Origin of the sequence: Bacillus sp. PPSBB_2, from assembly GCF_045291115.1 — a bacterium.
In the GTDB taxonomy this organism is placed as follows: domain Bacteria; phylum Bacillota; class Bacilli; order Bacillales; family Bacillaceae_G; genus Bacillus_A; species Bacillus_A cereus.
This window is the reverse complement of the sequence record NZ_CP147983.1, coordinates 3,870,321-3,895,518: the sequence shown is the minus strand read 5'-3', so window position 1 is coordinate 3,895,518 and position 25,198 is coordinate 3,870,321. Positions and strand designations below refer to the sequence as shown.

Genomic DNA, 25,198 nt, shown 5'->3' with positions numbered 1-25,198 from the left:
AATAAAGGGGTAAAAATATGAATTATGTGCTAATAGGTGCGGTTTTAATATTATTAGCTGTAGTATTTGTGCTGTTTTATAAAAATAAACAGTTAGAATCAGAGAGTCAGCAAGTAGAATTTGAAAAGAAACAAGCAATTGAAACGTATAAAAATGAAATTGCAGCTACGGTGATAGAGCATAAAGAACAACAAAATAATTTAAAAAATATGGAACAGAAAAAATACAATGATTTACAAGTAAGTGCAAATAGAGAAATTGAAAATATGCGTATGATGAAAAATCAATTAGCTGTGCAGCATAGTAAAGAACGTAGTGAAATGCAAAATAAACATAATAACGAAATACATATGTTTCAAAAACTAATTGCAAATCTACGAGAATATACTAAAAACGGCGCTGAAATGAATACGTACGAAACATTACATTATATGAAACGAGGATTCATAGAGCAAGGCACCATATTAGATGCTGAAATTCAAATCATGCCGAATGTTTTTATTAAAAATAATAGTGAAATAAACGATAATCGAATCCATCATCTCATCTTGTGCAAAACTGGTATTTATCTACTTGAGACGAAAGAATGGGAAGAGAAATTAATTCATGGTTTAACGAAAGAAAATGCTGGTATATATTCATTTATGATTGATGAAATGGGTAAGTATCAACAAGAAGTTGAAAAAGAAGAGACATTTGAATATATAGTAGGTAAAGATTCGTCAACTATACAAGTGAAAAATGAAGGGAATCCAGTATATAGGGCGAAGAAACTATCTCAAATTTTATACAGTGGTTTGAAAGAAATGCAGGCTAATAGTATAAAAGAAAAAGTAAAACCAGTTGTATATTTTTATAATAAAAATGGAAAAGAAATAGTAGACCTTTCTAGTGAGGAAACACCTAGATTAAAAGATCGGGAGCAAATTGTAACGTTCTTTAGAAATGAAATATTAGCAGGGGAAGTAGTATATACAGTGCAAGAATTAGAACAGATTCAAGAAATGATTAGCCGGATGAATTATATAGTGAGTTAAAAGGGGAGATCTTTCTGAACGCTATGCTACGTGGCATTTTGTATGTCTCTTTTTGTTTATATATAGTAATGTACATTGTATTTATATTCGTCATTGATATGGTCCATATACCCTTAAGTGTAAGGAGCATTTTTGTAGTATTCATACCATTTGTTTTATTAGTCATGATTCAAAGGGCTATTTTATATGTTTCTAAAAATCGTAATGAAGAAAAGAAGCAAATGTTGGGGGGGGGGAATAGTAGCACTCATACCATTAATAGTGTGCACTGTACAACTAAGTGTAAATGAATATACATCAAAGTTTAATCAAAATAGATGGTTAAATCATGCAGATAAGCGGGTACATATGGTAGATGATCTATTACAAAAATATAAATTAATAGGGAAATCAAATGAAGAAATTACACAATTGTTAGGAGCCCCAACGGAAACGGGAAGTGGGGAAGAAGGAGTTATCACTTTGTATTATCTTGGGACTGAACGTGGCTTTATTCCAATAGATAGCGAACAGCTTATTTTACAATTTGATAGAGATGGTAAAGTCATGGAATATACGGTGCATAAAGATTAAAGAAACGTGGAGGGAAGCTATATGTTATAGCTTCTTTTTTATTTTTCAATATGTCAAGGAAGGGGGAGAAGGTTTTTGAGTGGAATAAGGAATGAAAGCGGAGGTGATGCATATATATAGATGCATTGGGCGATTATTCGCCCGATTGGTGAGGGTTAATAATCAATAAGTACGGACAAAAACCCCACTGATGAAAGTTTCACTTTATCATATTGTATAAATGAAAAGGAGGTAAGACGGTGAAAGCAATCCCGACTGATGTCCTGAGTAAAGAATTGATGGAAAGAGAAGGAGTTATATCTATTACAGTAAAGGAATTTGAAAAAATAGAAGTAGCTGGAGTAGTAGTAGCTGGTCCAGCGGTTATTTTGATTAATCAAGATTAAGTACATATCATTGAAATAAAAAGCATCCATCTAGGATGCTTTTTATTTGTATGTAAGGATAAATATGATGGATAATTGTGTTACTGGAGGAGCTGGGTTTATTATCGCGATACTCACTTTAGTATTTCATATTCCTATTCATGTTGCTCTTGCAACATCTTTAACTGCAATGGCGTTTACGACATTATCAGGTGTTGTCAGTCATTACCGTGAAGGTAATGTAGCACTTATTATAGGCGGGATTGTTGGGGGGTTTGGCGCAATTGGCTCTTATATTGGTTCTAAATTTGGTTCACTTATACCAGCACATCTTCTTCATTGGTTTACAGCTGGGATGTTATTTTTATCGGCGATTTTTATGTTTATTAAATTAATTATGTTCCAAAACAAAGAACAGTCATCTTTATATAAGCATAAAGAGTTTTCCATGAACTACTTGTTGAAATGTATATGCCTTGGATTAGTTACTGGAATGATGGCTGGTTCATTTGGGATTGGTTCTGCACCGTTTATTCAGCTTGGATTAATGGTTTTATTGAGACTAACGATTCAGCAATCTGTAGGGACAACGATGCTTGTTATATTACCGATTGCAATTGGAGGCGGGCTAGGATATAGTTCGGAAGGATATTTAGATTATATATTGTTATTGCAAGTATTAATTGGGACCATGTTAGGGGCATATATTGGCGCGAAGTTTACAAATTATGCACCGCGAATGCTTTTGAGGTTTTCGATGATTATGACACCAGTTTTAGCTGGATGTATGCTATTGATGGAATAAGGTGAAATTATAATAAGTAGGGGGTTACTGCTTACAAATAGCGGGATAAAATTAATATAGCAAACTATTAATATATTTTACGAATGAATTATATAGGTAATTCATATTTCCCATATAAAAGGATTTGTTTTAATATTATGAGTGTAAAGTTCGAGTATTCGAAGTACTACTTGAATTATATCCCTATCCCTTTTCTAAAAATGCGAACAAGTTTTGCCCTATTCTATTCAATAGTTAATTGCATAGAAATATATTGTTCGATGACCATTATGGAACGTACATAATGGGAAAATCCCGATCCTTAAAGAGGATGCCCCTAATCTTCATGTGAAAATATGATCGGATATGAAAGCTGACCAATTTATGGTCAGCTTTCTTTTTGTTCGAAAATTATTTCTTCTTTAATTTCTGTTTGCAATAATACAGTTTTTCCGAAGCGACGTTTGCATTCCGCGCGCACTTTTTCAAGGGCTAGTAGCTGAGTAGTGGCGGGAACTGTGACAATAGCTTGGCGAGGTTTTCGATTTTCTTCACAAAAGACACATTCCACAACATAATTAGAAATCATATTTTCATCCTTCCAGTTTTAATTTCTAAGAAGGGATTGTCTATGAAGTTGATGTAACTTTTCGTCATTGTTTTATTATTTTCCTTTTTTTTTAAGGGGAAAATAATAAAGAAGGCGAATTTTAGTAGGGGAGGGATGTTTATGGAGAGATGGATAGGTAGTGCAGCGGTATGTGTAAATGAAAAAAATGAAGTTTTAATGGTATTGCAGGGCAAAGAGGGAGAAGAAAAAAGGTGGTCTGTCCCAAGTGGAGGACTTGAAAAGGGAGAGACACTAGAAGAATGTTGTATTAGGGAAGTTTGGGAAGAAACAGGTTACAATGTGGAAGTTGTAAATAAAATATATGAAAAAGAGGGTATTACATACGGTGTTCCAGTGTATGTCCATTATTATTTTGTTAAACAAATAGGCGGTAATATGAAAATCCAAGATCCTGATGAGTTAATACATGAAATTGCTTGGAAAGGGATACATGAAGTTGAACAATTGTGTTTAGCTTTTCCAGAGGATTATGAATTGCTGTGCCAATATATAGATAAAGAAGCAAGTATGTAAATACTTGCTTCTTTAATGTATCCAAGACAAGAAAAGCGGAACGATAACTAAACTAGCGCCTGCTGTTAAAAGCATGGATAAACTTGCGATTGTTCCTTCCACAGGACCGATTTCGAATGCTTTTGATGTACCGGTTCCATTTGCGCTCGTTCCTAACATAATACCTTTTGCGATTGCTGTTTTAATACGGCAAATACGTATGAGAGAAGGACCGAGCAATGCTCCTGTTAAGGCAGTTAAAACGACAAATACAGCAGTTAATTGTGACATGCCACCAATCATTTCTGAAATAGCCATTGCGATTGGTGTTGTTACGATATGTGGCGCTAAACTATGTTCTAGTGATGAATCAATTTGAAAATAATTTGCTAGTAGTGCTGAAGTAATGACTGATAAAAACGAACCGACAATGACATTAAGTAAGATAGCCATTCCATGTTTCTTTAATAAATCAAAATATTTATAGATTGGCCATGCAAAAGCAACTGTTGCGGGCTTTAATAATTCAGTTAACCAGTGACCACCAGATTCATATGTTTCATAAGGTGTATCTAATCCGAGCAATAAAGCAATTAAAATAATGGGACAGACGAGAAGAGGAGAAAGTAGACTCCAATTCCAACGTTGATACATTTTTTTTGATATCCAATATGTGAATAGTGTTAATAGTAAACAAAGAAATCCGATCATTGCGTTGATCCTTTCCGCTTTAGTAGCAATTCTGTTAAAAGTCCTGTAACTAAGGTAACGCAAAGAGTGCTAATCATAATAATTAAAATGAGATCGATTCCATATTGTGTTAGTGTATCTCTGTAACGTATGACAGCGACTGCAGAAGGGATGAAAAATAAAATAAGTTCTTTTAATAAAAAATCTGCTCCGTCCTGTATCCATTCTTTTTTAACTAGGTTAAATTTTAATGAAATTAATAATAAAAAAATACCGATTATACTTCCTGGAACTGGGAGGTGTGCCTGTTTTGCAATCCATTCACCTGTCCAAGCGAAACAAAATAGTAATAAAATTTGTCCGCTTAACTTCCACCATTTCATACAGTAACCACCTCTTTCTTTTTTTACATAAAAATTGTAAAAAAGAATTAACAATTTCTACTATACGTTCATTCAAAATATTTGTCTAATATATAAATTATATGTTATTAATATATTAGACATATTAATCGAAAGTGAAAAGGGTGTCCAAAAATGGAATTACGGCATTTGCAATATTTTGTTGTTGTGGCAGAAGAGTTACACTTTGGACGGGCAGCTGCTCGTTTACAAATGACACAACCACCACTTAGTCAACAAATACAGCAATTAGAAAAAGAAATGGGAGTTACATTATTTTCAAGAACGAAAAGAAAGGTTGAACTAACAGAAGCAGGAGAAATGTTTTTAAAAGAAGTAAAAAAAGCGTTTGAACAAATTGAAAAAGCAGTAGAAGTTGCACAAAGTGCGCAAAGGGGAGAAGTAGGATCACTTTCAATTGGTTTTGTAGGTGCGGCGATATATGATATTTTACCATCAATTGTTAGGGAATATAGAAAGAAATTTCCGAGAGTGTCTGTTGCATTACATGAATTGTCAACACCAGATCAAGTTCATGCACTTCATGATAACCGTATTGATATTGGCTTTTTACGTCCACCAATTCCAACACAATTATTAGAATTAGAGCCAATTCAAAGGTTATCTTGCACCTTATGTTTACCAAAGGCACATCCACTTGCAGAGAAAGATGAAATACATATAGAAGATTTACGAGATGAGCCGTTTGTATTTATTACGAGACCAGTATGGCCAGCTTTGTATGATACAATTTTATCTCTTTGCAGAGAAGTAGGATTTAGTCCACGTATTGTACAAGAAGCAACAGAGTATCAAACAGTTATGGGGCTTGTAGCAGCAGGGATTGGAATTACAGTAATACCCGTATCGGCAAATAAGTTATATAAAACAGAAGTTGTATATAAAGAATTATATGATTCTAATTTTGTGGCAGAAATGTCAGTGGCTTACAAAAAAATGAATAGTAATCCAGAGCTACTAGAGTTTTTAAAAATTGCAAGAGAGAAGAAAAGAATAGAAGTAGAAGATGAGTAATAGTAGTAACAGAAAATGGAGTTAATTCCGCTTTATTGTTCTTTTTTTAGCTCGATACTAAATAGATAAACGTGTTCATTTTCTTTTAAGAGTAAATCAATACCTTTGTCTTCGTCAATTGTAGGGACGCTTACAGTTTCTTTACTTGTTTGGATTACAGCAGCTAAAATTGTTTTTTGATTGTATTTTAAATTTTTTATAGATTGGATTGTAGTAGTTGCGGAGCTATTTACGCTTGGTGGTGATTCTTCATGAACAAGCGTTGAACCACCTTCAATATTCATATACCACTGCCTTTTTTCTTGTATATCTTTATTGAATTGGAAATGTGGTGGTAAAAAAGAAAGCTTTACTTTCTTTTTTGAAAAATGTGAGGTAGCTATATTAGCAATTTCTTTTGTTTTTTTACCATTGTTATAATAATCAATTGTAGCATTTATTTCATCTTTATCATTTTTAAGCGTAACGTTATAAAACATGCTATTTCCTTCTTGAAAAGGAGTCATTTGTAAAATAGAAGCTTGCTCTTTTGTTAATTTGTATGGCTCAACAATGGCAACTTCATTGTTTTTTATTTGGCTACAACTTGGGAGTAATAATAAACACAAGATTGATAGTAATTTTATACGCATGCAATCTCCTCCTTTTTACAATTATATTCTAAATGTGATTTTTTATCATTTCGTTTTCTAGGACTAAAGACTTAGAAGAAATTCCGATTGTAGTGCGATGTTTAAAATGTCATATTTTTATACACTAGTAGTATAGAATGCGTATGTAATAAGGTAGGGGAAGAATTTTATGTCTTTATGTCGGTTAGCGAGAAAAAATATTAGAACATTTGCTACCAAAAGGATAAAGCAATTTATGTGGATTGCTATGAGTACTATGATTTTGTTTTTTATGATATCGTTACAATTTAATGAAGTAGTTGCTGGGGAATTAGGGACTACGCTTTTATTTCAAATGTGTTTTTACACGTTGTTTATCGTAGTCATTTTCATATGTACGTTTATTACATATAAAATGACTTATTCTCTTCTGCAAGTGAAGAAAGAAGAAGTTAAATCTTATGTAGCAGAGAATAGGAAGAGAAATGATGTACTATGTTTATTATGTCAGGAGCAATTATTCATTTATGGAGCAGCGTTTGTTTTTGGATTAGTTAATGGGATGTTATTTTTAAAATTATTTACGATTATCTTTATAAGAATAGCAGGAATACAAGGGATAAATAGTGCACCGATTACAATATATGCAATAGTAGTAGTGAGTATAATTATGATTGTTATCCTTCTATTATCGATGGTGCAATGTTTTCGATTTGTTCAAAGTTTACAAGATAAAAATTCGTTGCATTTCAAGAAAAAGGCATGAGAAATCATGCCTTTTTCCATTTTACACATAAAAATAATCATGTTACAGTGAAAAGACCTGACAAAGAATGGGAAGGAAAGGTTGTATAGAATGACAAATGAACAATCAATTGTAAAAGTCGATCGGTTAACGAAGCGAATCGGATCAAAGACACTTGTACAAAATATTAGTTTTGAAGTGAAAAAAGGCGAGGTTGTCGGTTTACTCGGACCAAACGGTGCTGGAAAAACGACTTTAATGAGAATGATGGTTGGTATGATCCGTATGACAGAAGGTGAAGTATGGATTGATGGTCAATCTGTGAAACAGCAATTCGAAAAAACAGCTGCGAAAATTGGAGCGGTAATTGAGACACCTGAATTTTATCCTTTTTTGAGCGGCTATGAAAATTTAACATATTTCGGACGAATGAATGGTAATGTGACCGAAGAACGTATCGATGAAGTAGTGAAATTGTTAGGGATGGGACAAGTAATTGATCGCAAAGTAAAAGCGTATTCACTCGGCATGAGACAACGTTTAGGAATCGCTCAGGCACTTATTCACGATCCAGACGTGTTGATACTAGATGAACCGACAAATGGATTAGACCCTAGTGGAATACATGAAATGAGAATGTACATAAAAAAAATTGCACATGAACAAGGAAAAGCTGTACTTGTATCAAGTCACTTACTTTCAGAAGTTGAATTAATGTGTGACAGAGTTATCATTATTCAGCACGGGGAATATGTGGCTACGCAAAATATTCAGCATAGCCAAAGCGAAGAGATGGAGACGATCCGTATACGTGTAGATGATGCGAATAAAGCAGCAGAAATATTAGGGCATGATGTTTTAGTAAAAGATAATGAATTACTTATTAATGTAAAAGATGAAGAAATCCCAAATGTTATTCGTACATTGCTTGAGAAAAATATTCAAGTGTATCGTGTATATGAAGAAAGAAAAACGTTAGAAGAGCAATTTTTAGAATTAACAGGGGGAAAAGATATTGTTTAATTTAGTATATAACGAACTGTATAAAATATTTAAGCGGAAGCGAACGATTATTCCATTTGCAGTTATTGCAGTATTAATAATCGGATTAGGATGGGTTACGGTAAAGTATTTTGAACCGGAAACAAAAGGATGGAAAGTAGATTATACAGAACGAACTGTAGAAATTGAGAAAAAGCTTGGCATGAAAAAAGAAGCTATTTTAGCAGAAAAATCAGGGGATGAGCTTGTAAAAGAATACCAGCTTAAGATGAAGCATTTAGATACGGATACAGCACCGGCAAGCAGTTCTCCACTTTCTTTCATGAGAGATACAGGTTTTATCGTATTTCCAATTTTGCTCCCATTTATCCTCGTGTATGCAAGTACAATTTTTGCGAATGAATATAGCTGGGGAACATATAAATTTTTAACGATACGACCAGCGAGTCGCTTTAAAATTTTAACAGCAAAATTTTTAGCAATCGTTATATTTGCAGCTTTATTATTTATATTTAATATGATCTTCTCCGCTTTATGTGGACTTGTTATTTATAAATTCCAACAGCCTGCATGGAGTGAGTTTATTTTCCAAGATGGAAATATAATAAAACAAAACATTTTTGTAGAAGCAAGTAAATATTATGTTTTATCGTGGTTACCAACGGTTGTGTACGCATCGTTTGCATTTATGATTTCTGTGTTAACGAGATCTAGTGGAGGTGCAATTGGTATTTCACTATTCCTTGCTTTATCAGGCAATATTGCGTTATTAGCAGCCACTAGATATAACTGGGCGAAATATTTATTGCCAGCAAACACAGATTTATATAGTATTTCAAAGAACGGAAGTTTTATTGATGGAGTAACATTCCCGTTTGCATCATGTATGTTGCTACTTTATTTGTTCGTATTTTTATGTATTTCATATACTGTGTTTTTAAAACGTGATTTAACTTAATAAGAAAAGCCGTTCAGGGTGCTGAGATGCACTTTGAACGGCTTTTTTTATGAGAATTGTTTAAGTGCTCTTTCGGCTAGTAAAGCAAAGTATTCTGCACTTATAGGCAGTGCCTCTTCATTAATTGTAAAAGCAGGATGATGCCATTCATGTGTACCGCTCGTTCCCATAAAGACGAATGAACCTGGTATTTCCTGTTGGTAAAATGAGAAATCTTCTCCAGCCATTGATAGACTAGGCGAGATGATATTAAGATTCATCTTTGTGGCAACTTGAATAGATAAGTCTGTAAGAGCTTTATCGTTGTGAACAGCAGGAGGGCCTGAATAAAAACGGAATTTCGTTTTTACACCTAATGCATCAGATACACCTTTAATAATACGCTCCATGAGTGCTGGAATCTTTTCACGTGTTTCAGCTTGGAACGTGCGAATCGTTCCTTCTAACGTAGCTTTTTCAGGAATCACGTTCCACGTATTTCCTGCGTGAATATTTGTAACACTAACAACCGCATTATGAGATGAACTTATATTTCGGCTTACAATTGTTTGCAGTGCCATCACAATTTGAGAGGATGCGACAATAGGATCTACGCCAGCATCTGGTACAGCCGCGTGTGTACCAACTCCGTGAATTTCAATTTCAAATCGATCAACTCCAGCCATCAGTGGACCATCTTTAATGCCAATTGTACCTACTGGTAAATCAGGTTTATTATGCATGCCGAAAATCGCTTGCACATTACGTAAATGTCCAGCATCAATAACTTTGCAAGCGCCATTACTACTTTCTTCAGCTGGTTGGAATATGAAGCGAACCGTTCCATTTAGGGAAGATTCTCTTTCTTTTAATAAGAAAGCAGTACCTAAAATGGCAGCTGTATGAAAATCGTGTCCACAAGCATGCATTTTCCCTCGTACTCTAGATGCATAGGACAAATGTGTTTCTTCTTGAATAGGAAGGGCATCAATATCAGCACGAACTGCTACAATTGGTCCGTTTTTATTACCAGACACTTCAGCGATAATTCCTGTTTCTAAATTGGAATCAATGATAGTAATGTTTTTTTCTTCTAACCAATTTTTTATTGCTTTTGTTGTTTCGAACTCTTCATATGATAGTTCTGGATACTCATGTAAATGTCGACGGATGGAAATAAGTTTTTCTTTTAGTTGATTTGAAATAGATACCATGTAGTATGCCTTCTTTCTTCAGCAAAATATTTATCATAAGTATACAACAATAAAAGAGAGGATTCTCAAATGAAAATCCTCTCTCGTTTATCCCATAAAAGCCCGATTGGTTCAACTAATTAAAGTTTCACTTTATGCTGCGACTTTTTTATGCGTATGATGTTTACGATAACGTCCACGCATTGCGTATGCAATTTGCGGGATTGCAATCCCAATTAATATAAGTGATACACCGAACCATTGTGAAGATAGTACAGCCTCTTTTAAAACGAATACTGACATAATTGTTGTAACTGGTAGTTCCGCTGCACCAAGAATAGTCGCTAAGCCAGAACCGATTTTTGGAATCCCGATTGTAAAGGCAATAGATGGAATAACGATACTAAATGTTCCTAATCCTAAACCGTATTTCCAAAGACCTTGAGAAATGGCACCATTAAAAATAAATGTTGGTGGGAATACAATCATGACTAAAGTTAAAGCACCAGTCATTAAGAGAACACCGCGCGGTAATGAAGGTACTTCAACAGCAACTTTTCCGCTTACGAAAATGTATGTTGCGAATGTAACAGCAGATAATAAACCTAAAATGACCCCAGTCGTATCGAAAGCACCTACTGATTGTTCAAGTAAACCACTTGATAAAAATGTCCCTACAAGTAAGAAAATAACAGAAATAACTTTTTCTCTTGAAGGTAATGTTTTTGTTGCGACTGCTTCAATGATAATTCCGACCCAAACGAATTGGAATAAAAGAATAATTGCAATAGAAGCTGGTACAGTTTTTAATGAAGCATAATAAAAAATCCCGGTAAAACTTGCAGATGTTCCTGCAACGAATAAAAGTAATGCTTGCTTTAAAGGAACGCGATGTCTAGAAAATAGAAGTGTAATAGCAAGCAAAATAATCCAACCGAACAAATATTGGCTGCCAATTACCTCTCCAAGTGAAAATCCTTCTGCATATGCAAGCTTAACAAAAATAGCTAAAATTCCATAACTACACGCTCCTAATAAAACTAAAAGAGAATAACGAAGCATGAAAAATTCCTCCCATCTATATGAAGTTGTTCCGTATCGAAAATATATAACTAGAGGGAAGTATACAAAATTAGAAATAAAGGGTCAAATGAAAGAAAAGTATGACATTTTATAGAATAATAATAAAAGTATGATATTTATGCATAATCTTGAAATTATTAATAGTAGAAGTATTATAAAATCAACTTTGCATTGTATAGAGCTAGCATTTGAAAAAAATATTTTTTAAACCAATATGTATATAGACGTACTAGTAACGTGCTAATTATTTGAGAAACTATGTTACCTTTGTTATGGTAGTGACAATTAAAGGAGTTTCATAATCCATTTGAGTTTTTTCTATATAATAGAAGGAAATGAAAATGTTTTATTAGAAACTGTGAGGAAGTACGGTTTTTCTTATTGCCACGTTGTAAAAGTGATTTCACGAATTGTTCATAGTATTTTTATGTGTTTTTGTTACAATATTTAGGGAGAGGAGTGGAATGATGCAAGATATTAGTATTTTTTTAGCGTTTGGCGCCGGGTTCTTATCATTTATTTCCCCATGTTGCTTACCGCTTTATCCGGCATTTTTATCGTACATAACAGGTATGTCGGTTTCTGAATTGAAAGAAGAAAATGCAATGCTTCGCAAAAGAAGTATGATACATACAGCGTTTTTCTTACTTGGATTTTCAATTATATTTATTGCAATTGGATTTGGTACAAGTTTTATTGGAGGAATCTTTACTGACTATAAAGATTTAATCAGACAGTTAGGTGGTATATTTATCATCGTGTTCGGCTTAATTATTGTTGGGGTGTTTAAGCCGAAATTTTTAATGCAAGACCGTAAATTTACATTTAAAAATCGTCCAAGTGGCTATTTTGGATCAGTACTAATTGGATTAGCCTTTGCAGCAGGGTGGACGCCATGTACCGGACCAATTCTAGTGTCTGTAATTGGATTAGCAGCAACAAACCCAGAATCAGCAATGATTTACATGATTGCTTACATACTTGGATTTGCTATCCCGTTTTTCGTACTGTCATTCTTTATTACGAAAATGTCTTGGATTAAAAGAAATAGTATGGCCTTCATGAAAGTCGGAGGATATATTATGATTGTTATGGGGGTCTTCCTATACTTTAACTGGATGACGAAAATTATCGTATATTTCTCAAGTTTATTTGGTGGTTTTACCGGTTTTTAGTATTATTCTGCGAAAATGTTGGAAATACTAACGGAAAAGCATATAATGAAAGTATATTTTGCATATAGCCACAAAAAAGGATGAGAAAATATGAACATAGTTCTTTTATCAAGTATCGTTGCTGTTTGTATGGCTGTCGGTGCGATGTTTATTCGTTTAAAAGCAGCTAAGAAACCTGCAACATTGAAAAAAATTATACTTCCGCCATTTTTTATGAGCACGGGAGCATTGATGTATGTTTTTCCTGAATTTCGATTAACTCCAGCGGAAATGTTAGAAGCAATTGGCGTCGGTTTGTTTTTCTCTATTTTTCTTATTAAAACATCTAAATTTGAAATTAGAGGACAAGAGATTTATTTGAAGCGTTCAAAAGCCTTTGTTTTTATATTAATTGGATTACTTGTAGTGCGGATTGTATTTAAAACATACTTAAGCCAATCTCTTGATTTAGGACAACTTAGTGGCATGTTCTTTTTACTTGCGTTCGCGATGATTGTGTCATGGAGAATTGCAATGTATCGTTCCTTTACGAAATTACAGAAGGAAATGGAAAAAGAAGATGGTTTTTATAATGAAAAAGATATGAAGCTAACTTAAAAACTGTATATGTACCAAATAAAAAGACAGCGTCAAAGGCGCTGTCTTTTTTATCGAAAATAATATGAAGTTACTTTGCGAGTAAAGATCGATAGTTAGAATAATCAATCTTTTTTTCTTGTAGTTTTTTAATTAAAAATTTATGATCACGCTTTGGTGTGGCAATGATATATCCTTTAATAAGTAAGTCTTGTGTAATTTGAGAGGCATTTTCTTGTAATGCAAGTTCCCCGATTTTTCCAGCAATCTTTGATTTTGCAACATCGCGAAATAGTTCTGGAACAGGACTTACAAGCTCTTCTAACAATTGTTTTTGTTCGTCAGCCCATAAATGTCTCGTTTTATTTATGTAGTGTTCTTCCCAATCCAAAATGGACATGCCGTCTTCTTTTGGTAAACGTTTTAAAAATTTTCTGAACATAAAGTATCCACCGATAGACATAAGCCCTAATAAAATAACCGTCCATAATACAATGAACCAACTGAACCATCCTTCGAGCAAGCATATCCCCCCTTAATGATAGCGGTTTTCTTTTATTCATATTATATACAGTGAGATTCATAGAAAGCAAGAACGCTTGGTCATTTTGACCAAGCGTTATCATTTAAACAAAGTATAGTTGTTCCACATGTAAATTATTATTATCATCTTCTACATATTCAATGATTAATGTGCCAACTTTACGATCTTTATCTTCAGTTGTGAAAATAGAGTAAGAAGTAAAACGTGTTTTTGATAGGCCGCTTATGTGTGTAGGTAAAGAAATGTAGTCGTTATCGCGGAAGAATTCCATCAGTTCAATATCCTCAAATTCTTTTCGGTCAACTTGTTTGTTTGTATAGCGGCGTTGAAGTTGTTTTAAAGATTCATTCCAAGAAATTGCTTTTGTGTCGTATACCATTGTTCTATCTCCTTACTGTATGTAATTATTAAGAACATACGTTCTAATCTAGTATACTCTTTTTATTAGAAAAGGGAAAGCAAAAAATAACGTAAGCTTGGATTTCCAAGCTTACATTATTGATGCGTCCGTCATAATCTCTATTTTTCATTATAAGTTAGATAAGAATAAGAAACAAGATGATATATATAATGTTGAGAGTTTTCAAGATTCTGTATATTATAGGTGTACTAAAGTGTAAGGGAATGAGAGGTGTGACATACGTAATTTCACTGCAAGGGCCGATGGCTAGCGGAAAAACAACATTAGCAAAAAGGTTAGAAAAGAGAGGGTTTCGAGTTATATATGAAAATCCATATCCAATTGTAGAGAAGCGAAAAAAATTGAATTTAGATATGAATTCAAAAGTAGGGTTTATTATGAATCAAAAAATGTTTATGGAAGCAAAAATAAAGGAGTTTCAAAATGTGAAAGATTCAGTCGTAATTTTTGATCGCGGACCAGAAGACATTGAGTTTTTTACACTCTTTTATCCAACGATTATAGGAGAAGAGTGGGATATAGAAACTGAATTGAAAGATGAATTATATAAATTAAGAGAATGCCGTTCGGATGTGATTTTTTACTTAGATGTTACGAAAAAGAATGTATATGATAGAAAAAATAATGATAGAACAAGAAACAGAAGTACGTTTGAGGAGCAATTTAAATTAGTAGAAACTGAAAAAGACTGGTATAAACAATTTCCTGTAACTTATGTGGACACGAATAGATTAACAGTGGACGATTTAGAGGTATATTTTATGGACTGGTTAAAGGAGAGAGGGCTATGAAAAAAATACTTTTATTTGTATACTCAACATTTGCAGAGTTTGAAATAACAGTAGCGACGGCATTGCTGAAAAATAAATATGAAATCATTACAGCGGGCTTAACGAATGAATTGGTTATAAGTGAAACTGGGTTGCAAGTGCAGCCACATATAGAAGTAAGTGAAGTACGTGTAGATGAGTATGAGGGGATACTTATTCCAGGTGGAGAAGAAGTACAGTTGGAAGATGCAAAACCTCTTTTTTCAATCATTCGTCAATTTCATGAACAAGAAAAATTAGTGGCGGCAATTTGTGCTGGACCGTATGCGCTAGCAAAAGCAGGGTTATTTAAAGAGATTTCTTATACTGCGACTATAGATTATCAAAAATTCGATTGTTTTCCAGTAGAAAATTTCGTGTATGAAGAAGTTGTGCAACACTCAAATATTATTACAGCACAAGGGCATGCATTTGTACCATTTGGAATAGCAATTGCCTCTTATTTTGGAGTGGCAGACAAACATAATACAGATTTTTATTGTGGTAAAGGTAATGTAGTAATGGAGAAACTTTTACACGTTTTTACACCGATAAATTACTAACGTTTTTGGATCGCGCCATATACCGTTATGGAGAGATAATTCCTTGTTGATTTCTTCTGTTAGCCATTCTTTCATCTCGGCTTGAAGATACATATTATCGGGTATATTTAACGATGGAAACATGCTGGAAATATAGTTTACTATTGGGGTAGCATGATCAAAAACGAGCGCATTATGAATAACTGTTTCTTCAACCGTTTGAAAAGCAGATGCTACTATCTCTTTACCATTTTCTAAACAAAATGGAGAGACTGCTGGTGATGTTTTCGGTAGATCAAATGCGTCAAGCATGTTGTTACACATTTCAACTATACGAGGTAATGAAACTTTAGAATTTGTTGTAGCTAAAAGTGTTCCGCCAGAACGAATGACTTTATAAAAGCCTTGAATTGTTTTTTCAACATCTTTCACATGGTATAACATATGTCTTGCAATTATTAGGTCATAACAATTTGTTTCGAAAGGAAGTTTACTAGCGTCCCCTCGTTTCCATTCTATTAAGTTATTTATTTTAGCAGCTTCAGCAAGCATAGCTTCGGATTGATCAAACCCGGTTAATGGGCCTTTATGACCATTTGTTTGTAAAAGGGAAAGGAATTTTCCACTAGCGCACCCAACCTCTAATATGTTTTCATCCCCTTGAAGGTGTAAATGTTCAATGACGATCTTATCTAAATCTACGTGTTTTTCTTCGTAATGTGTATGTGTGTCGATGCGTGTTTGTAAATGGTTGCTAACGTTATATTGACGTTTTACATCATTCATTTTGTCACATTCCACCTTTGTGCAAAATTGTTGGATTGCATGTGTTAATACATCTGTTTTCTTTAAACCTTCGTAATGGAGTGCTGATTCAAACCTTTCAAGTAATTTCTCTTCAATTCGAAAATGAATATCTTTTCGTTTTGTCACTGAAATTTCGCCCCTTTGCATCTGTTAGTGAGACTATAGCACGTCTGGAAATTTTGTGTAAATCATTTGTGTACACAAAATTAGGGGGATGAAAAAAATGTTTGAATATGATTTTAAACTATTGACGATTTAACCGTTTTCATATATTCTTAAATTAAGTAATATTCAAATAATTCAAAAGAAATGAGAGAGTCACATGCTTCTTCAAGGAACACATCGAATTGGTCGTATGGCCATGCTGTTGGCACTTGCGGATGAGAATGAAAGTCCTGTATTATCCATTCCAAAAGGTTGGAAGTATTGTACGGGGAAAGTGGGTTCGATGAATTCGCAAAAGGTTGTCGCAGCAATGGAAACAGCGGCTAAAAGCAACCAAGTTATTGAAACAGACGTTTACAGAGAAACACATGCACTTTATCATGCAATTATGGAAGCTTTGTACGGAGTGACGAGAGGTCAAATTCAGTTAGCAGACGTTCTTCGTACAGTAGGACTTCGTTTTGCGATTGTGCGCGGTACACCATACGACGGGAAAAAAGAAGGCGAATGGGTTGCTGTTGCATTATATGGAACGATTGGTGCACCTGTAAAAGGATCTGAGCATGAGGCGATTGGTTTAGGAATTAATCACATATGATTTGCCCATAGTCTATTAGTTAGAAGGGGGCCTTACTTTTTTAGGACAGAAGTCTGTCTTAAAAAGATAAGGTCCCCTTTTGCCTTTTTAAGGAGGAAAAATGATGATTACGTTAACAGGACATACATTGACAGTTGAAGAAATGAAGAGGTTATTACTGGAAGGAGAAGGTGTAACAGCTTGTCCAACTAGTATGCAAAAGGTAGCGGAGTGCCGCGAAGTAGTTGAGAAAATTGTAGAGGACGGAAAAGTCGTTTACGGTATTACAACTGGATTTGGAAAGTTTAGTGATGTGCTTATCCAAAAAGATGATGTAAAGGCACTTCAACATAATTTAATTCAGTCACATGCATGTGGGATAGGTGATCCATTCCCGGAAGAAGTATCGCGCGGAATGTTAATTTTACGAGCGAACACGATGCTTAAAGGAGTATCAGGCGTAAGGCCGCTTGTTGTAAATATGCTTCTTGAGTTTGTAAATCGTAAAATTCATCCAGTCGTTCCGCAACAAGGTTCACTTGGTGCAAGTGGAGATTTAGCGCCTTTATCTCATCTTGCGCTCGTATTATTAGGCGAAGGTGAAGTGTTCTATAAAGGGAAACGCGTTCATGCAATGGTTGCTCTTACAGAAGAAGGGCTTGAGCCAATTGAACTTGAAGCGAAAGAAGGTCTTGCGTTAATTAATGGTACGCAGGCGATGACAGCACAAGGAGTTCTTTCTTATATAGAAGCAGAAGCAACGGCGTATCAAGCTGAACTAATTGCTTCGATGACAATTGAAGGGTTACAAGGCATTATTGATGCATTTGATGAAAATGTTCATAAAGCACGTGGTTATAAAGAGCAAGTGGATGTAGCAAGCAGAATTCGTGACATTCTTCATGATAGTAAGTTAACAACAAAACAAGGAGAACTACGTGTACAGGATGCCTATTCACTTCGTTGTATCCCGCAAGTACACGGTGCTTCTTGGCAAGTATTAAATTATGTGAAAGAAAAATTAGAAATTGAAATGAATGCGGCGACAGATAATCCGCTAATCTTTGATGGCGGGGAAAAAGTAATTTCAGGTGGTAATTTCCACGGTCAACCAATTGCATTTGCGATGGACTTCTTAAAAGTAGGAATGGCAGAACTTGCAAACATTTCAGAGCGTCGTATTGAGCGTTTAGTAAATCCGCAGTTAAACGATTTACCGCCATTTTTAAGTCCAGAACCAGGACTTCAGTCTGGTGCAATGATTATGCAATATGCTGCAGCGTCACTAGTTTCTGAAAATAAAACGTTAGCACATCCGGCGAGTGTTGATTCAATCCCGTCATCAGCTAACCAAGAAGATCACGTAAGTATGGGAACAATCGCTTCACGTCATGCACATCAAATTATTCAAAATGTAAGACGTGTTCTTTCAATTGAAATGATTTGTGCGATGCAAGCGGCAGAATATCGCGGGATTGAAAACATGAGTACAGTGACGAAGAGCTTCTACCATCAAGGGCGTCAGCAAGTACCATCTATTACAAATGATCGCATCTTCTCAACGGATATTGAAAATATTGCACATTGGTTAAAAACGAATTATTCGATAAAAGAAAGATTGGATGTAAACGCAGCACTATAAAACGAGAAAAGGGAGAGATTGAAATGGAAAAAGTAAAACAAACAATTCGCGCGCCAAGAGGTACAGAGTTACAAACGAAAGGGTGGGTGCAAGAAGCTGCACTTCGTATGTTAATGAACAATTTAGATCCGGAAGTTGCTGAAAAACCAGAAGAATTAGTTGTGTATGGCGGAATTGGCCGTGCAGCTCGTAACTGGGAAAGCTATCAGGCGATTGTAGATTCATTAAAAACGTTAGAAAGCGATGAAACGTTACTTGTTCAATCAGGAAAACCAGTTGCCATTTTTAAATCGCATGAAGATGCACCTCGCGTTCTGTTAGCGAACTCAAACTTAGTACCAAAATGGGCAAACTGGGATCACTTCCGAGAACTAGAGAAAAAAGGTCTTATGATGTACGGACAAATGACAGCTGGTAGCTGGATTTACATTGGAACACAAGGGATTCTACAAGGAACATATGAAACATTTGGTGAAGCAGCTCGTCAACATTTCGACGGTTCATTAAAAGGTACATTAACACTTACTGCTGGTTTAGGTGGTATGGGTGGTGCACAACCTCTTGCTGTAACGATGAACGGCGGTGTTGTCATTGCTATTGATGTTGATAAGCGCAGCATCGATCGTCGTATTGAAAAGAGATATTGTGACATGTATACAGAATCATTAGAAGAAGCATTAACTGTTGCGAACGAGTATAAAGAGAAGAAAGAACCAATTTCAATTGGCTTGCTAGGAAATGCGGCAGAGATTTTACCAGAACTAGTGAAGCGTGATATTGCGCCAGATTTAGTTACAGATCAAACATCTGCTCATGATCCATTAAACGGTTATATTCCAGTAGGTTACACATTAGAAGAAGCAGCGAAACTTCGTGAAAAAGATCCAGAACGTTACGTACAATTATCAAAAGAAAGTATGACAAAACATGTGGAAGCGATGCTTGCGATGCAAGAAAAAGGTGCAATTACATTTGATTATGGAAATAACATTCGCCAAGTTGCTTTCGATGAAGGTTTGAAAAATGCTTTCGATTTCCCAGGATTCGTTCCAGCATTTATTCGTCCATTATTCTGTGAAGGAAAAGGGCCATTCCGCTGGGTAGCACTTTCTGGTGATCCAGAAGATATTTATAAAACAGACGAAGTAATTTTACGTGAGTTCGCTGATAATGAACATTTATGTAACTGGATTCGTATGGCACGTCAACAAGTTGAGTTCCAAGGACTTCCATCACGTATTTGTTGGTTAGGTTACGGTGAGCGTGCGAAATTTGGTCGCATCATTAATGAAATGGTTGCAAATGGTGAATTATCAGCACCGATTGTTATTGGTCGTGACCATTTAGATTGCGGATCAGTAGCATCTCCAAACCGTGAAACAGAAGCGATGAAAGACGGTAGTGATGCAGTAGCTGACTGGCCAATTTTAAATGCATTAATTAATAGTGTAAACGGTGCGAGCTGGGTATCTGTTCACCACGGTGGTGGCGTTGGTATGGGTTATTCACTTCATGCGGGAATGGTTATCGTTGCAGATGGAACAGAAGCAGCAGCAAAACGAATTGAGCGCGTATTAACTTCTGATCCTGGTATGGGTGTTGTTCGTCACGTGGATGCAGGGTATGACTTAGCTGTGGAAACTGCGAAAGAAAAAGGCGTTAACATTCCGATGATGAAATAAGGAGGAGAAAACATGCTGGACACTTTACTAATAAATATCGGTCAATTACTAACAATGGATCAAGAAGATGGCTTGTTAAGACGGGAAGCGATGAACACGCTTCCTGTTATCGAAAACGGTGCGGTTGGAATTGAAAATGGTGTAATTACTTTCGTTGGAACAGCGGAAGAAGCGAAAGGATTACAAGCGAGAGAAGTTATTGATTGCGGCGGGAAAATGGTTTCTCCTGGTCTTGTTGACCCGCATACTCACCTTGTATTTGGTGGATCTCGTGAAAATGAAATCGCACTAAAACTACAAGGAGTTCCGTACTTAGAAATTTTAGAACAAGGCGGAGGCATACTTGCAACTGTAAATGCAACGAAACAGGCGTCGAAAGAAGAACTTGTTCAAAAAGCGAAATTCCATTTAGACCGTATGCTATCTTTCGGAGTTACTACTGTAGAAGCGAAGAGTGGTTATGGATTAGATGATGAGACGGAATGGAAACAATTAGAGGCAACAGCACAATTACAAAAAGAGCATCCAGTCGATTTAGTTTCCACATTTTTAGGTGCTCATGCAGTTCCGAAAGAATATAAAGGTAGATCGAAAGAGTTTTTACAATGGATGTTAGATTTATTACCAGAAATGAAAGAGAAACAATTAGCGGAGTTCGTTGATATTTTCTGTGAAACAGGTGTGTTCTCTGTGGAAGAATCAAAAGAATTTTTATTAAAAGCGAAAGAGCTTGGCTTTGATGTGAAAATTCATGCAGATGAAATCGACCCTCTTGGTGGTGCGGAAGCAGCGGCAGAAATCGGTGCAGCATCAGCGGACCATTTAGTTGGAGCTTCTGATAAAGGGATTGAAATGCTTGCAAACTCGAATACAGTAGCAACATTATTACCAGGAACAACTTTCTATTTAAATAAAGAAAGCTTTGCTCGTGGTCGTAAAATGATTGATGAAGGTGTTGCAGTTGCGTTAGCTACAGACTTTAACCCAGGTAGCTGTCCAACTGAAAATATTCAGCTTATTATGAGCATTGCGATGCTAAAACTGAAAATGACACCAGAAGAAGTTTGGAATGCCGTAACGGTTAACTCATCATATGCTATTAACCGTGGTGATGTAGCTGGGAAAATTAGAGTTGGTCGTAAGGCAGATTTAGTTTTATGGGATGCTTACAATTATGCTTACGTACCGTATCATTACGGCGTAAGTCATGTGAATACAGTATGGAAGAATGGTAATATTGCATATACAAGAGGTGAACAATCGTGGAGCACGGCCACTATTTAAAGAAAAATGCAAAGTTTATTGATCGTGAAGTGACAAAATGGAGTGAGATGATTAAAGATTGGGAGGAAGGCGTAGAAATATTCGGTGCTGCCTTAATTGGAGCACCCCTTTCTAAACCATCTATTAGTCATTCAGGAGCAAGTTTTGCTCCAAAGACAATTCGTGCGATGTTAGATGCATATAGCACATATGCAATTACAGAAAAACACGATATGAAAGAAAGTGTCTTATATGATTGCGGCGATATTACGATGCATGTGACGGATATAAAAGAAAGTCATAAACGAATTGCGGAAACAGTTGGTCATGTAACGAAAGTAAACCCGAACATGATACCAATTGTTCTTGGGGGTGACCACTCGATTAGTTTTCCGAGTATAACAGGTTTTGCAAACAGTAAAGGAAAGGTCGGAATTATTCAATTTGATGCTCATCATGATTTACGTAATTTAGATGATGGAGGCCCGTCAAATGGTACACCATTCCGTAGTTTACTAGAAAATGATGTCATTACAGGGAAACAACTTGTTCAAATTGGAATTCGTAATTTTTCTAATGCACGTGCGTACCATGAATATGCAATAGAGCATGGTGTAACAGTGTATACAATGAAAGACGTACGAGAGCGAGAAATAAAAGATATTATCACGGAAAGTATTGAATTATTAAGAAATCAAGGTGTGACTTCTATTTATATTTCTCTTGATATGGATGTGCTAGACCAAGCGTTTGCACCAGGTTGTCCAGCAATTGGGCCTGGTGGAATGGATAGTACGACTTTACTAGATGCGATTGAATTCCTTGGTAAAGAACCGCTCGTTCAAGGGATGGATATAGTAGAGATTGATCCAACTCTTGATTTCAGAGATATGACGAGTAGAGTAGCAGCGCAAGTGATTATGAGTTTTCTTTTAGCGAGGGAAACGGTTAGTAAGCAAGTTAGTATATAGACGGAAAAGTAGATCTTTATTTATGCCTTAACAAAAACACATCACTACTTAAATGTAGTGATGTGTTTTTGTATTAAAAGAGAATGAATGTGTGTGGAACCGTTAATGGAATTGCGATTTTTATAGTGTATTGTGTAAATTTAATTTCTTGCTTCTGAAGTGTTGACGTGTAAAATAATTTTATGATAAAATAAAAATTTTGCTAAAAAACTAAAAGTATGTTAAGCTTGAGAAGGTTACCATATATGGAGGTGGATTATTTGTTTCAAATTGGCGATAACATTGTTTATCCAATGCAGGGAGCAGGTATAATTAAAGCCATAGAAGAGAAGGAAATCTCAGGAGAAAAACAACAGTATTATGTTATAAAAATGTCGGCTAGTAATATGGAACTAATGATTCCAGCAGGGAGAATATTGAATTCGAATATACGTCCAGTTACGGATATAACCGCATTAGCACACATAATGGATATTTTTCAACATGGGGAATCAGATAGATTACTTACATGGAAACAAAGGTATAAATTGAACACTGATAAAATAAAGACGGGTAAAATGCAAGAAGGTGCTGAAGTTGTGCGTGATTTAATGCGTATACAGAAAGAAAAAGCACTTAATGCAAGCGAAAAGAAGATGTTAGATAACGCATATGAATTTTTGATTAGTGAACTGGGATTAATTGAAGGTATCACAGAAAATCAGATAAAAAGCTTTTGTTAAGGTTCATTACAAATAATGTATTATATCCCAAAAAAGATCTTGAATTTTTTGGGAACATAATTATAGAAAATTTATCATTTCAAAGACATTCAACTCTTTCAAACCACTTTTAGAGCATTACCTCTATTGTTATTACTACAATCAAATCCATTTTTATTTTTTAATTTCATTTATGAATGTTCGAAGTTTAATTGAATACTTCGATAAAATAGTTACTTGATTTTTGCAATCCTGATTCACACTGGCACGGACGAGGAGCCGTAAGGATGAAAGAGAGGTAGGGCTTTCATTGTTTTAGGTATATAAGTTATTATTTTTAGAAGAATACTGAACCATTTTTACTTCTATTGATAAGGTGTTTTTTTTTATTAAAGAGATAAACGAATTGACAGCCATATATGGTCAACAAAAAAGGTTTCCTCCTAAGGAAACCTTTTTAATATTATTTATAGCATTTTATTTTTTGGATATTCGAATTTTTTATTGTAAAGTCGTAAAAATTGACGTTACTATCTAAAAGTAAGTATGATGCGATTATAGTAAGATTTTTTAGGGGGAAGAAAAATGACAAGTTCAAGTAATAAAGCAGCGAGTATTTATGAAGGAACAAAAGTAAATGCTGGGGGATTTTTTGAAAACGTTGAAGAAACAAAGTTGTTTGATCCAATTCAAGTTGGAGCTTGGTCTCTTCGTAATCGTATAGCGATGGCACCGATGACAAGATGCTTTGCAGATAATGAGACTGGAGTAGTTGGTGCGGATGTAGTGGAGTACTACAGAAAACGTGCTGCGGATGGAATTGGACTAATTATTACAGAAGGAATTGTCATTAGTCCGAGAGCAAAAGGAAACCCAGGAGTACCAGGTATTTATACACAAGAGCAAATCGATTCTTGGAAACCTGTTACAGAGGCGGTACATAAAGAAGGCGGGACGATTATTGCTCAAATATGGCATGTTGGGCGTATGAGTCATCATGAAATAATTGGTGGTCAAATGCCACAAGCACCGTCGGCTATCGCTGCAGAGGGAAATGTTCCACGCTTTCGTAAACCGTTTGATACGCCAGAAGCAATGACGTTAGAAGAAATACAAGAAGTGATCGGGCAATACGCACAAGCTGCGAAAAATGCGATCGAAGCTGGATTTGATGGAGTAGAAATTCACGGTGCACACGGATATTTAATCGATCAATTTACGTATGAGTTTGCGAATAAGCGAACAGATAAATATGGCGGTGATTTAAAACAAAGGTTAACGTTTATGAAAGAAGTAACGGCGGCTGTAATAGAAGCTGTTGGAGCTAATAAAACACTTCTTCGTTTCTCTGCTTTCAAAGGTGATAATCCTACTTATATGTGGGAAAACCCTGAGTTTGCAATTGAAACGTTCATAAATATGTTTAAAGAGGTTGGGTTAACGATGATCCATCCTTCAACGATGAATTATACCCAAGAGATTGCTGACGGAAAGAATTTTCATCAACTAGTAAGAAAATATTGGGATGGTACGATTGTTGGGGTTGGTAATTTAAATCCGAAAGAGGCCGAAGAAGCGTTGCAAGAAAGAACGATTGATGTAGCGGCATTCGGAAGACCGTTAATTGCTAATCCAGACTTTGTTCATCGAATTAAACACGCTGAAAGTTTAGTTGAATATGACGCGAAAGAGCATCTTGCTACGTTAGTATGAATAAAGATAAAAGGAGAGCACATCTAGTGTT

General features: G+C 35.3%; 29 protein-coding genes and 1 pseudogene. 21 read left to right on the top strand and 9 right to left on the bottom strand.

Going from position 1 to position 25,198, the window contains the following annotated elements; genetic code table 11:
* Positions 1 to 17 precede the first annotated feature (17 nt).
* The 4 genes and pseudogenes from V6946_RS19415 to V6946_RS19400 all read left to right on the top strand — a co-directional run bounded on the left by V6946_RS19415 (position 18) and on the right by V6946_RS19400 (position 2,780).
* On the top strand, positions 18 to 1,037 hold the full coding sequence (locus V6946_RS19415) for an NERD domain-containing protein (RefSeq protein WP_001110280.1): 1,020 nt from the start codon (positions 18 to 20) through the stop codon (positions 1,035 to 1,037).
* Positions 1,038 to 1,060: 23 nt separating this feature from the next.
* Positions 1,061 to 1,610 (top strand): annotated as a pseudogene (locus V6946_RS19410) (hypothetical protein).
* A 239-nt stretch (positions 1,611 to 1,849) separates the two neighbouring features.
* Complete coding sequence (locus tag V6946_RS19405; protein ID WP_000644411.1) at positions 1,850 to 1,996, top strand: BC1881 family protein; 147 nt, start codon at positions 1,850 to 1,852, stop codon at positions 1,994 to 1,996.
* Positions 1,997 to 2,063: 67 nt separating this feature from the next.
* Positions 2,064 to 2,780, top strand: coding sequence for a sulfite exporter TauE/SafE family protein (locus V6946_RS19400; protein WP_006927426.1), 717 nt, complete (start codon positions 2,064 to 2,066; stop codon positions 2,778 to 2,780).
* A gap of 367 nt (positions 2,781 to 3,147) precedes the next feature.
* Here the strand turns inward: V6946_RS19400 and V6946_RS19395 are convergent, their stop codons facing one another.
* Complete coding sequence (locus V6946_RS19395) at positions 3,148 to 3,348, bottom strand: DUF3903 domain-containing protein (protein ID WP_000625226.1); 201 nt, start codon at positions 3,346 to 3,348, stop codon at positions 3,148 to 3,150.
* A gap of 141 nt (positions 3,349 to 3,489) precedes the next feature.
* Here V6946_RS19395 and V6946_RS19390 point away from each other — a divergent pair, with 141 nt between their 5' ends.
* Complete coding sequence (locus V6946_RS19390) at positions 3,490 to 3,903, top strand: NUDIX hydrolase (protein ID WP_000442975.1); 414 nt, start codon at positions 3,490 to 3,492, stop codon at positions 3,901 to 3,903.
* A gap of 12 nt (positions 3,904 to 3,915) precedes the next feature.
* Here V6946_RS19390 and V6946_RS19385 read toward each other — a convergent pair whose 3' ends face one another.
* Positions 3,916 to 4,593: an LrgB family protein gene (locus V6946_RS19385; protein ID WP_000578954.1), complete on the bottom strand. Its 678-nt coding sequence runs from the start codon at positions 4,591 to 4,593 to the stop codon at positions 3,916 to 3,918.
* Positions 4,590 to 4,955 (bottom strand): CidA/LrgA family holin-like protein, encoded by a 366-nt coding sequence (locus V6946_RS19380; protein WP_000872365.1) that lies wholly within the window; start codon positions 4,953 to 4,955, stop codon positions 4,590 to 4,592. Before V6946_RS19380 ends, V6946_RS19385 begins: the two co-directional genes overlap by 4 nt.
* A 153-nt stretch (positions 4,956 to 5,108) precedes the next feature.
* On the opposite strand from V6946_RS19380, the gene alsR reads away from it, so the two are divergent.
* Positions 5,109 to 6,008, top strand: coding sequence for an acetoin biosynthesis transcriptional regulator AlsR (alsR, locus tag V6946_RS19375; RefSeq protein WP_000423234.1), 900 nt, complete (start codon positions 5,109 to 5,111; stop codon positions 6,006 to 6,008).
* A gap of 32 nt (positions 6,009 to 6,040) precedes the next feature.
* Here alsR and V6946_RS19370 read toward each other — a convergent pair whose 3' ends face one another.
* On the bottom strand, positions 6,041 to 6,640 hold the full coding sequence (locus tag V6946_RS19370; protein WP_006927417.1) for a hypothetical protein: 600 nt from the start codon (positions 6,638 to 6,640) through the stop codon (positions 6,041 to 6,043).
* 169 nt (positions 6,641 to 6,809) lie between these two features.
* Here V6946_RS19370 and V6946_RS19365 point away from each other — a divergent pair, with 169 nt between their 5' ends.
* The 3 genes from V6946_RS19365 to V6946_RS19355 all read left to right on the top strand — a co-directional run bounded on the left by V6946_RS19365 (position 6,810) and on the right by V6946_RS19355 (position 9,324).
* Positions 6,810 to 7,385 (top strand): FtsX-like permease family protein, encoded by a 576-nt coding sequence (locus tag V6946_RS19365; protein ID WP_006927412.1) that lies wholly within the window; start codon positions 6,810 to 6,812, stop codon positions 7,383 to 7,385.
* Between the two features lie 90 nt (positions 7,386 to 7,475).
* A complete protein-coding gene (locus V6946_RS19360; RefSeq protein WP_000180622.1) occupies positions 7,476 to 8,387 on the top strand; it encodes an ABC transporter ATP-binding protein in 912 nt (303 codons plus the stop codon).
* Positions 8,380 to 9,324 carry an ABC transporter permease gene (locus tag V6946_RS19355; protein ID WP_000482759.1) on the top strand — a complete coding sequence of 315 codons (945 nt, stop codon included), beginning with the start codon at positions 8,380 to 8,382 and terminating at the stop codon, positions 9,322 to 9,324. Before V6946_RS19360 ends, V6946_RS19355 begins: the two co-directional genes overlap by 8 nt.
* A gap of 47 nt (positions 9,325 to 9,371) precedes the next feature.
* On the opposite strand, the gene V6946_RS19350 is transcribed toward V6946_RS19355, so the two are convergent.
* Together V6946_RS19350 and V6946_RS19345 are read right to left on the bottom strand one after the other, a co-directional pair.
* Positions 9,372 to 10,517 (bottom strand): M20 peptidase aminoacylase family protein, encoded by a 1,146-nt coding sequence (locus V6946_RS19350; protein WP_006927411.1) that lies wholly within the window; start codon positions 10,515 to 10,517, stop codon positions 9,372 to 9,374.
* A 132-nt stretch (positions 10,518 to 10,649) separates the two neighbouring features.
* Positions 10,650 to 11,558, bottom strand: coding sequence for a DMT family transporter (locus V6946_RS19345; RefSeq protein WP_000947046.1), 909 nt, complete (start codon positions 11,556 to 11,558; stop codon positions 10,650 to 10,652).
* Positions 11,559 to 11,880: 322 nt separating this feature from the next.
* Between V6946_RS19345 and V6946_RS19340 the strand changes: the two genes are divergently transcribed.
* The 3 genes from V6946_RS19340 (at position 11,881) to V6946_RS19330 (ending at position 13,351) form a co-directional block, all read left to right on the top strand.
* Positions 11,881 to 12,030 carry a peptidase T gene (locus V6946_RS19340; RefSeq protein ID WP_071732505.1) on the top strand — a complete coding sequence of 50 codons (150 nt, stop codon included), beginning with the start codon at positions 11,881 to 11,883 and terminating at the stop codon, positions 12,028 to 12,030.
* A gap of 16 nt (positions 12,031 to 12,046) precedes the next feature.
* Positions 12,047 to 12,754: a cytochrome c-type biogenesis protein CcdA gene (ccdA, locus tag V6946_RS19335; protein ID WP_001152676.1), complete on the top strand. Its 708-nt coding sequence runs from the start codon at positions 12,047 to 12,049 to the stop codon at positions 12,752 to 12,754.
* A 90-nt stretch (positions 12,755 to 12,844) separates the two neighbouring features.
* A complete protein-coding gene (locus V6946_RS19330; RefSeq protein ID WP_001028439.1) occupies positions 12,845 to 13,351 on the top strand; it encodes a CcdC family protein in 507 nt (168 codons plus the stop codon).
* A 70-nt stretch (positions 13,352 to 13,421) separates the two neighbouring features.
* On the opposite strand, the gene V6946_RS19325 is transcribed toward V6946_RS19330, so the two are convergent.
* Both V6946_RS19325 and V6946_RS19320 read right to left on the bottom strand, forming a co-directional pair.
* Positions 13,422 to 13,853, bottom strand: coding sequence for a DUF2621 domain-containing protein (locus V6946_RS19325; protein WP_000889377.1), 432 nt, complete (start codon positions 13,851 to 13,853; stop codon positions 13,422 to 13,424).
* A 103-nt stretch (positions 13,854 to 13,956) separates the two neighbouring features.
* Positions 13,957 to 14,253, bottom strand: a complete 297-nt coding sequence (locus tag V6946_RS19320; protein ID WP_000262401.1) for a hypothetical protein — start codon at positions 14,251 to 14,253, stop codon at positions 13,957 to 13,959.
* Between the two features lie 245 nt (positions 14,254 to 14,498).
* On the opposite strand from V6946_RS19320, the gene V6946_RS19315 reads away from it, so the two are divergent.
* Entirely contained in the window at positions 14,499 to 15,086 is a 588-nt protein-coding gene (locus V6946_RS19315; protein ID WP_002024590.1) for an AAA family ATPase, read from the top strand.
* Positions 15,083 to 15,667, top strand: a complete 585-nt coding sequence (locus V6946_RS19310; RefSeq protein WP_006927387.1) for a DJ-1/PfpI family protein — start codon at positions 15,083 to 15,085, stop codon at positions 15,665 to 15,667. Before V6946_RS19315 ends, V6946_RS19310 begins: the two co-directional genes overlap by 4 nt.
* On the opposite strand, the gene V6946_RS19305 is transcribed toward V6946_RS19310, so the two are convergent.
* Complete coding sequence (locus V6946_RS19305; protein ID WP_006927384.1) at positions 15,638 to 16,579, bottom strand: class I SAM-dependent methyltransferase; 942 nt, start codon at positions 16,577 to 16,579, stop codon at positions 15,638 to 15,640. The two genes, V6946_RS19310 and V6946_RS19305, sit on opposite strands and share 30 nt — an antisense overlap.
* Positions 16,580 to 16,775: 196 nt before the next feature.
* Between V6946_RS19305 and hutP the strand changes: the two genes are divergently transcribed.
* From hutP to V6946_RS19270, 7 genes are all read left to right on the top strand, one after another.
* Positions 16,776 to 17,216 carry a hut operon transcriptional regulator HutP gene (hutP, locus tag V6946_RS19300; RefSeq protein ID WP_000926516.1) on the top strand — a complete coding sequence of 147 codons (441 nt, stop codon included), beginning with the start codon at positions 16,776 to 16,778 and terminating at the stop codon, positions 17,214 to 17,216.
* Positions 17,217 to 17,319: 103 nt separating this feature from the next.
* Complete coding sequence (hutH, locus tag V6946_RS19295; RefSeq protein ID WP_000631874.1) at positions 17,320 to 18,837, top strand: histidine ammonia-lyase; 1,518 nt, start codon at positions 17,320 to 17,322, stop codon at positions 18,835 to 18,837.
* 23 nt (positions 18,838 to 18,860) lie between these two features.
* Positions 18,861 to 20,519, top strand: a complete 1,659-nt coding sequence (gene hutU, locus V6946_RS19290; protein WP_366981426.1) for a urocanate hydratase — start codon at positions 18,861 to 18,863, stop codon at positions 20,517 to 20,519.
* Between the two features lie 12 nt (positions 20,520 to 20,531).
* A complete protein-coding gene (gene hutI, locus V6946_RS19285) occupies positions 20,532 to 21,803 on the top strand; it encodes an imidazolonepropionase (protein ID WP_000887539.1) in 1,272 nt (423 codons plus the stop codon).
* Complete coding sequence (hutG, locus tag V6946_RS19280) at positions 21,782 to 22,753, top strand: formimidoylglutamase (RefSeq protein WP_000399850.1); 972 nt, start codon at positions 21,782 to 21,784, stop codon at positions 22,751 to 22,753. Before hutI ends, hutG begins: the two co-directional genes overlap by 22 nt.
* Before the next feature lie 260 nt (positions 22,754 to 23,013).
* Entirely contained in the window at positions 23,014 to 23,475 is a 462-nt protein-coding gene (locus V6946_RS19275) for a CarD family transcriptional regulator (protein ID WP_170317877.1), read from the top strand.
* Between the two features lie 564 nt (positions 23,476 to 24,039).
* Entirely contained in the window at positions 24,040 to 25,167 is a 1,128-nt protein-coding gene (locus V6946_RS19270) for an alkene reductase (protein ID WP_006927378.1), read from the top strand.
* Positions 25,168 to 25,198: the final 31 nt, after the last annotated feature.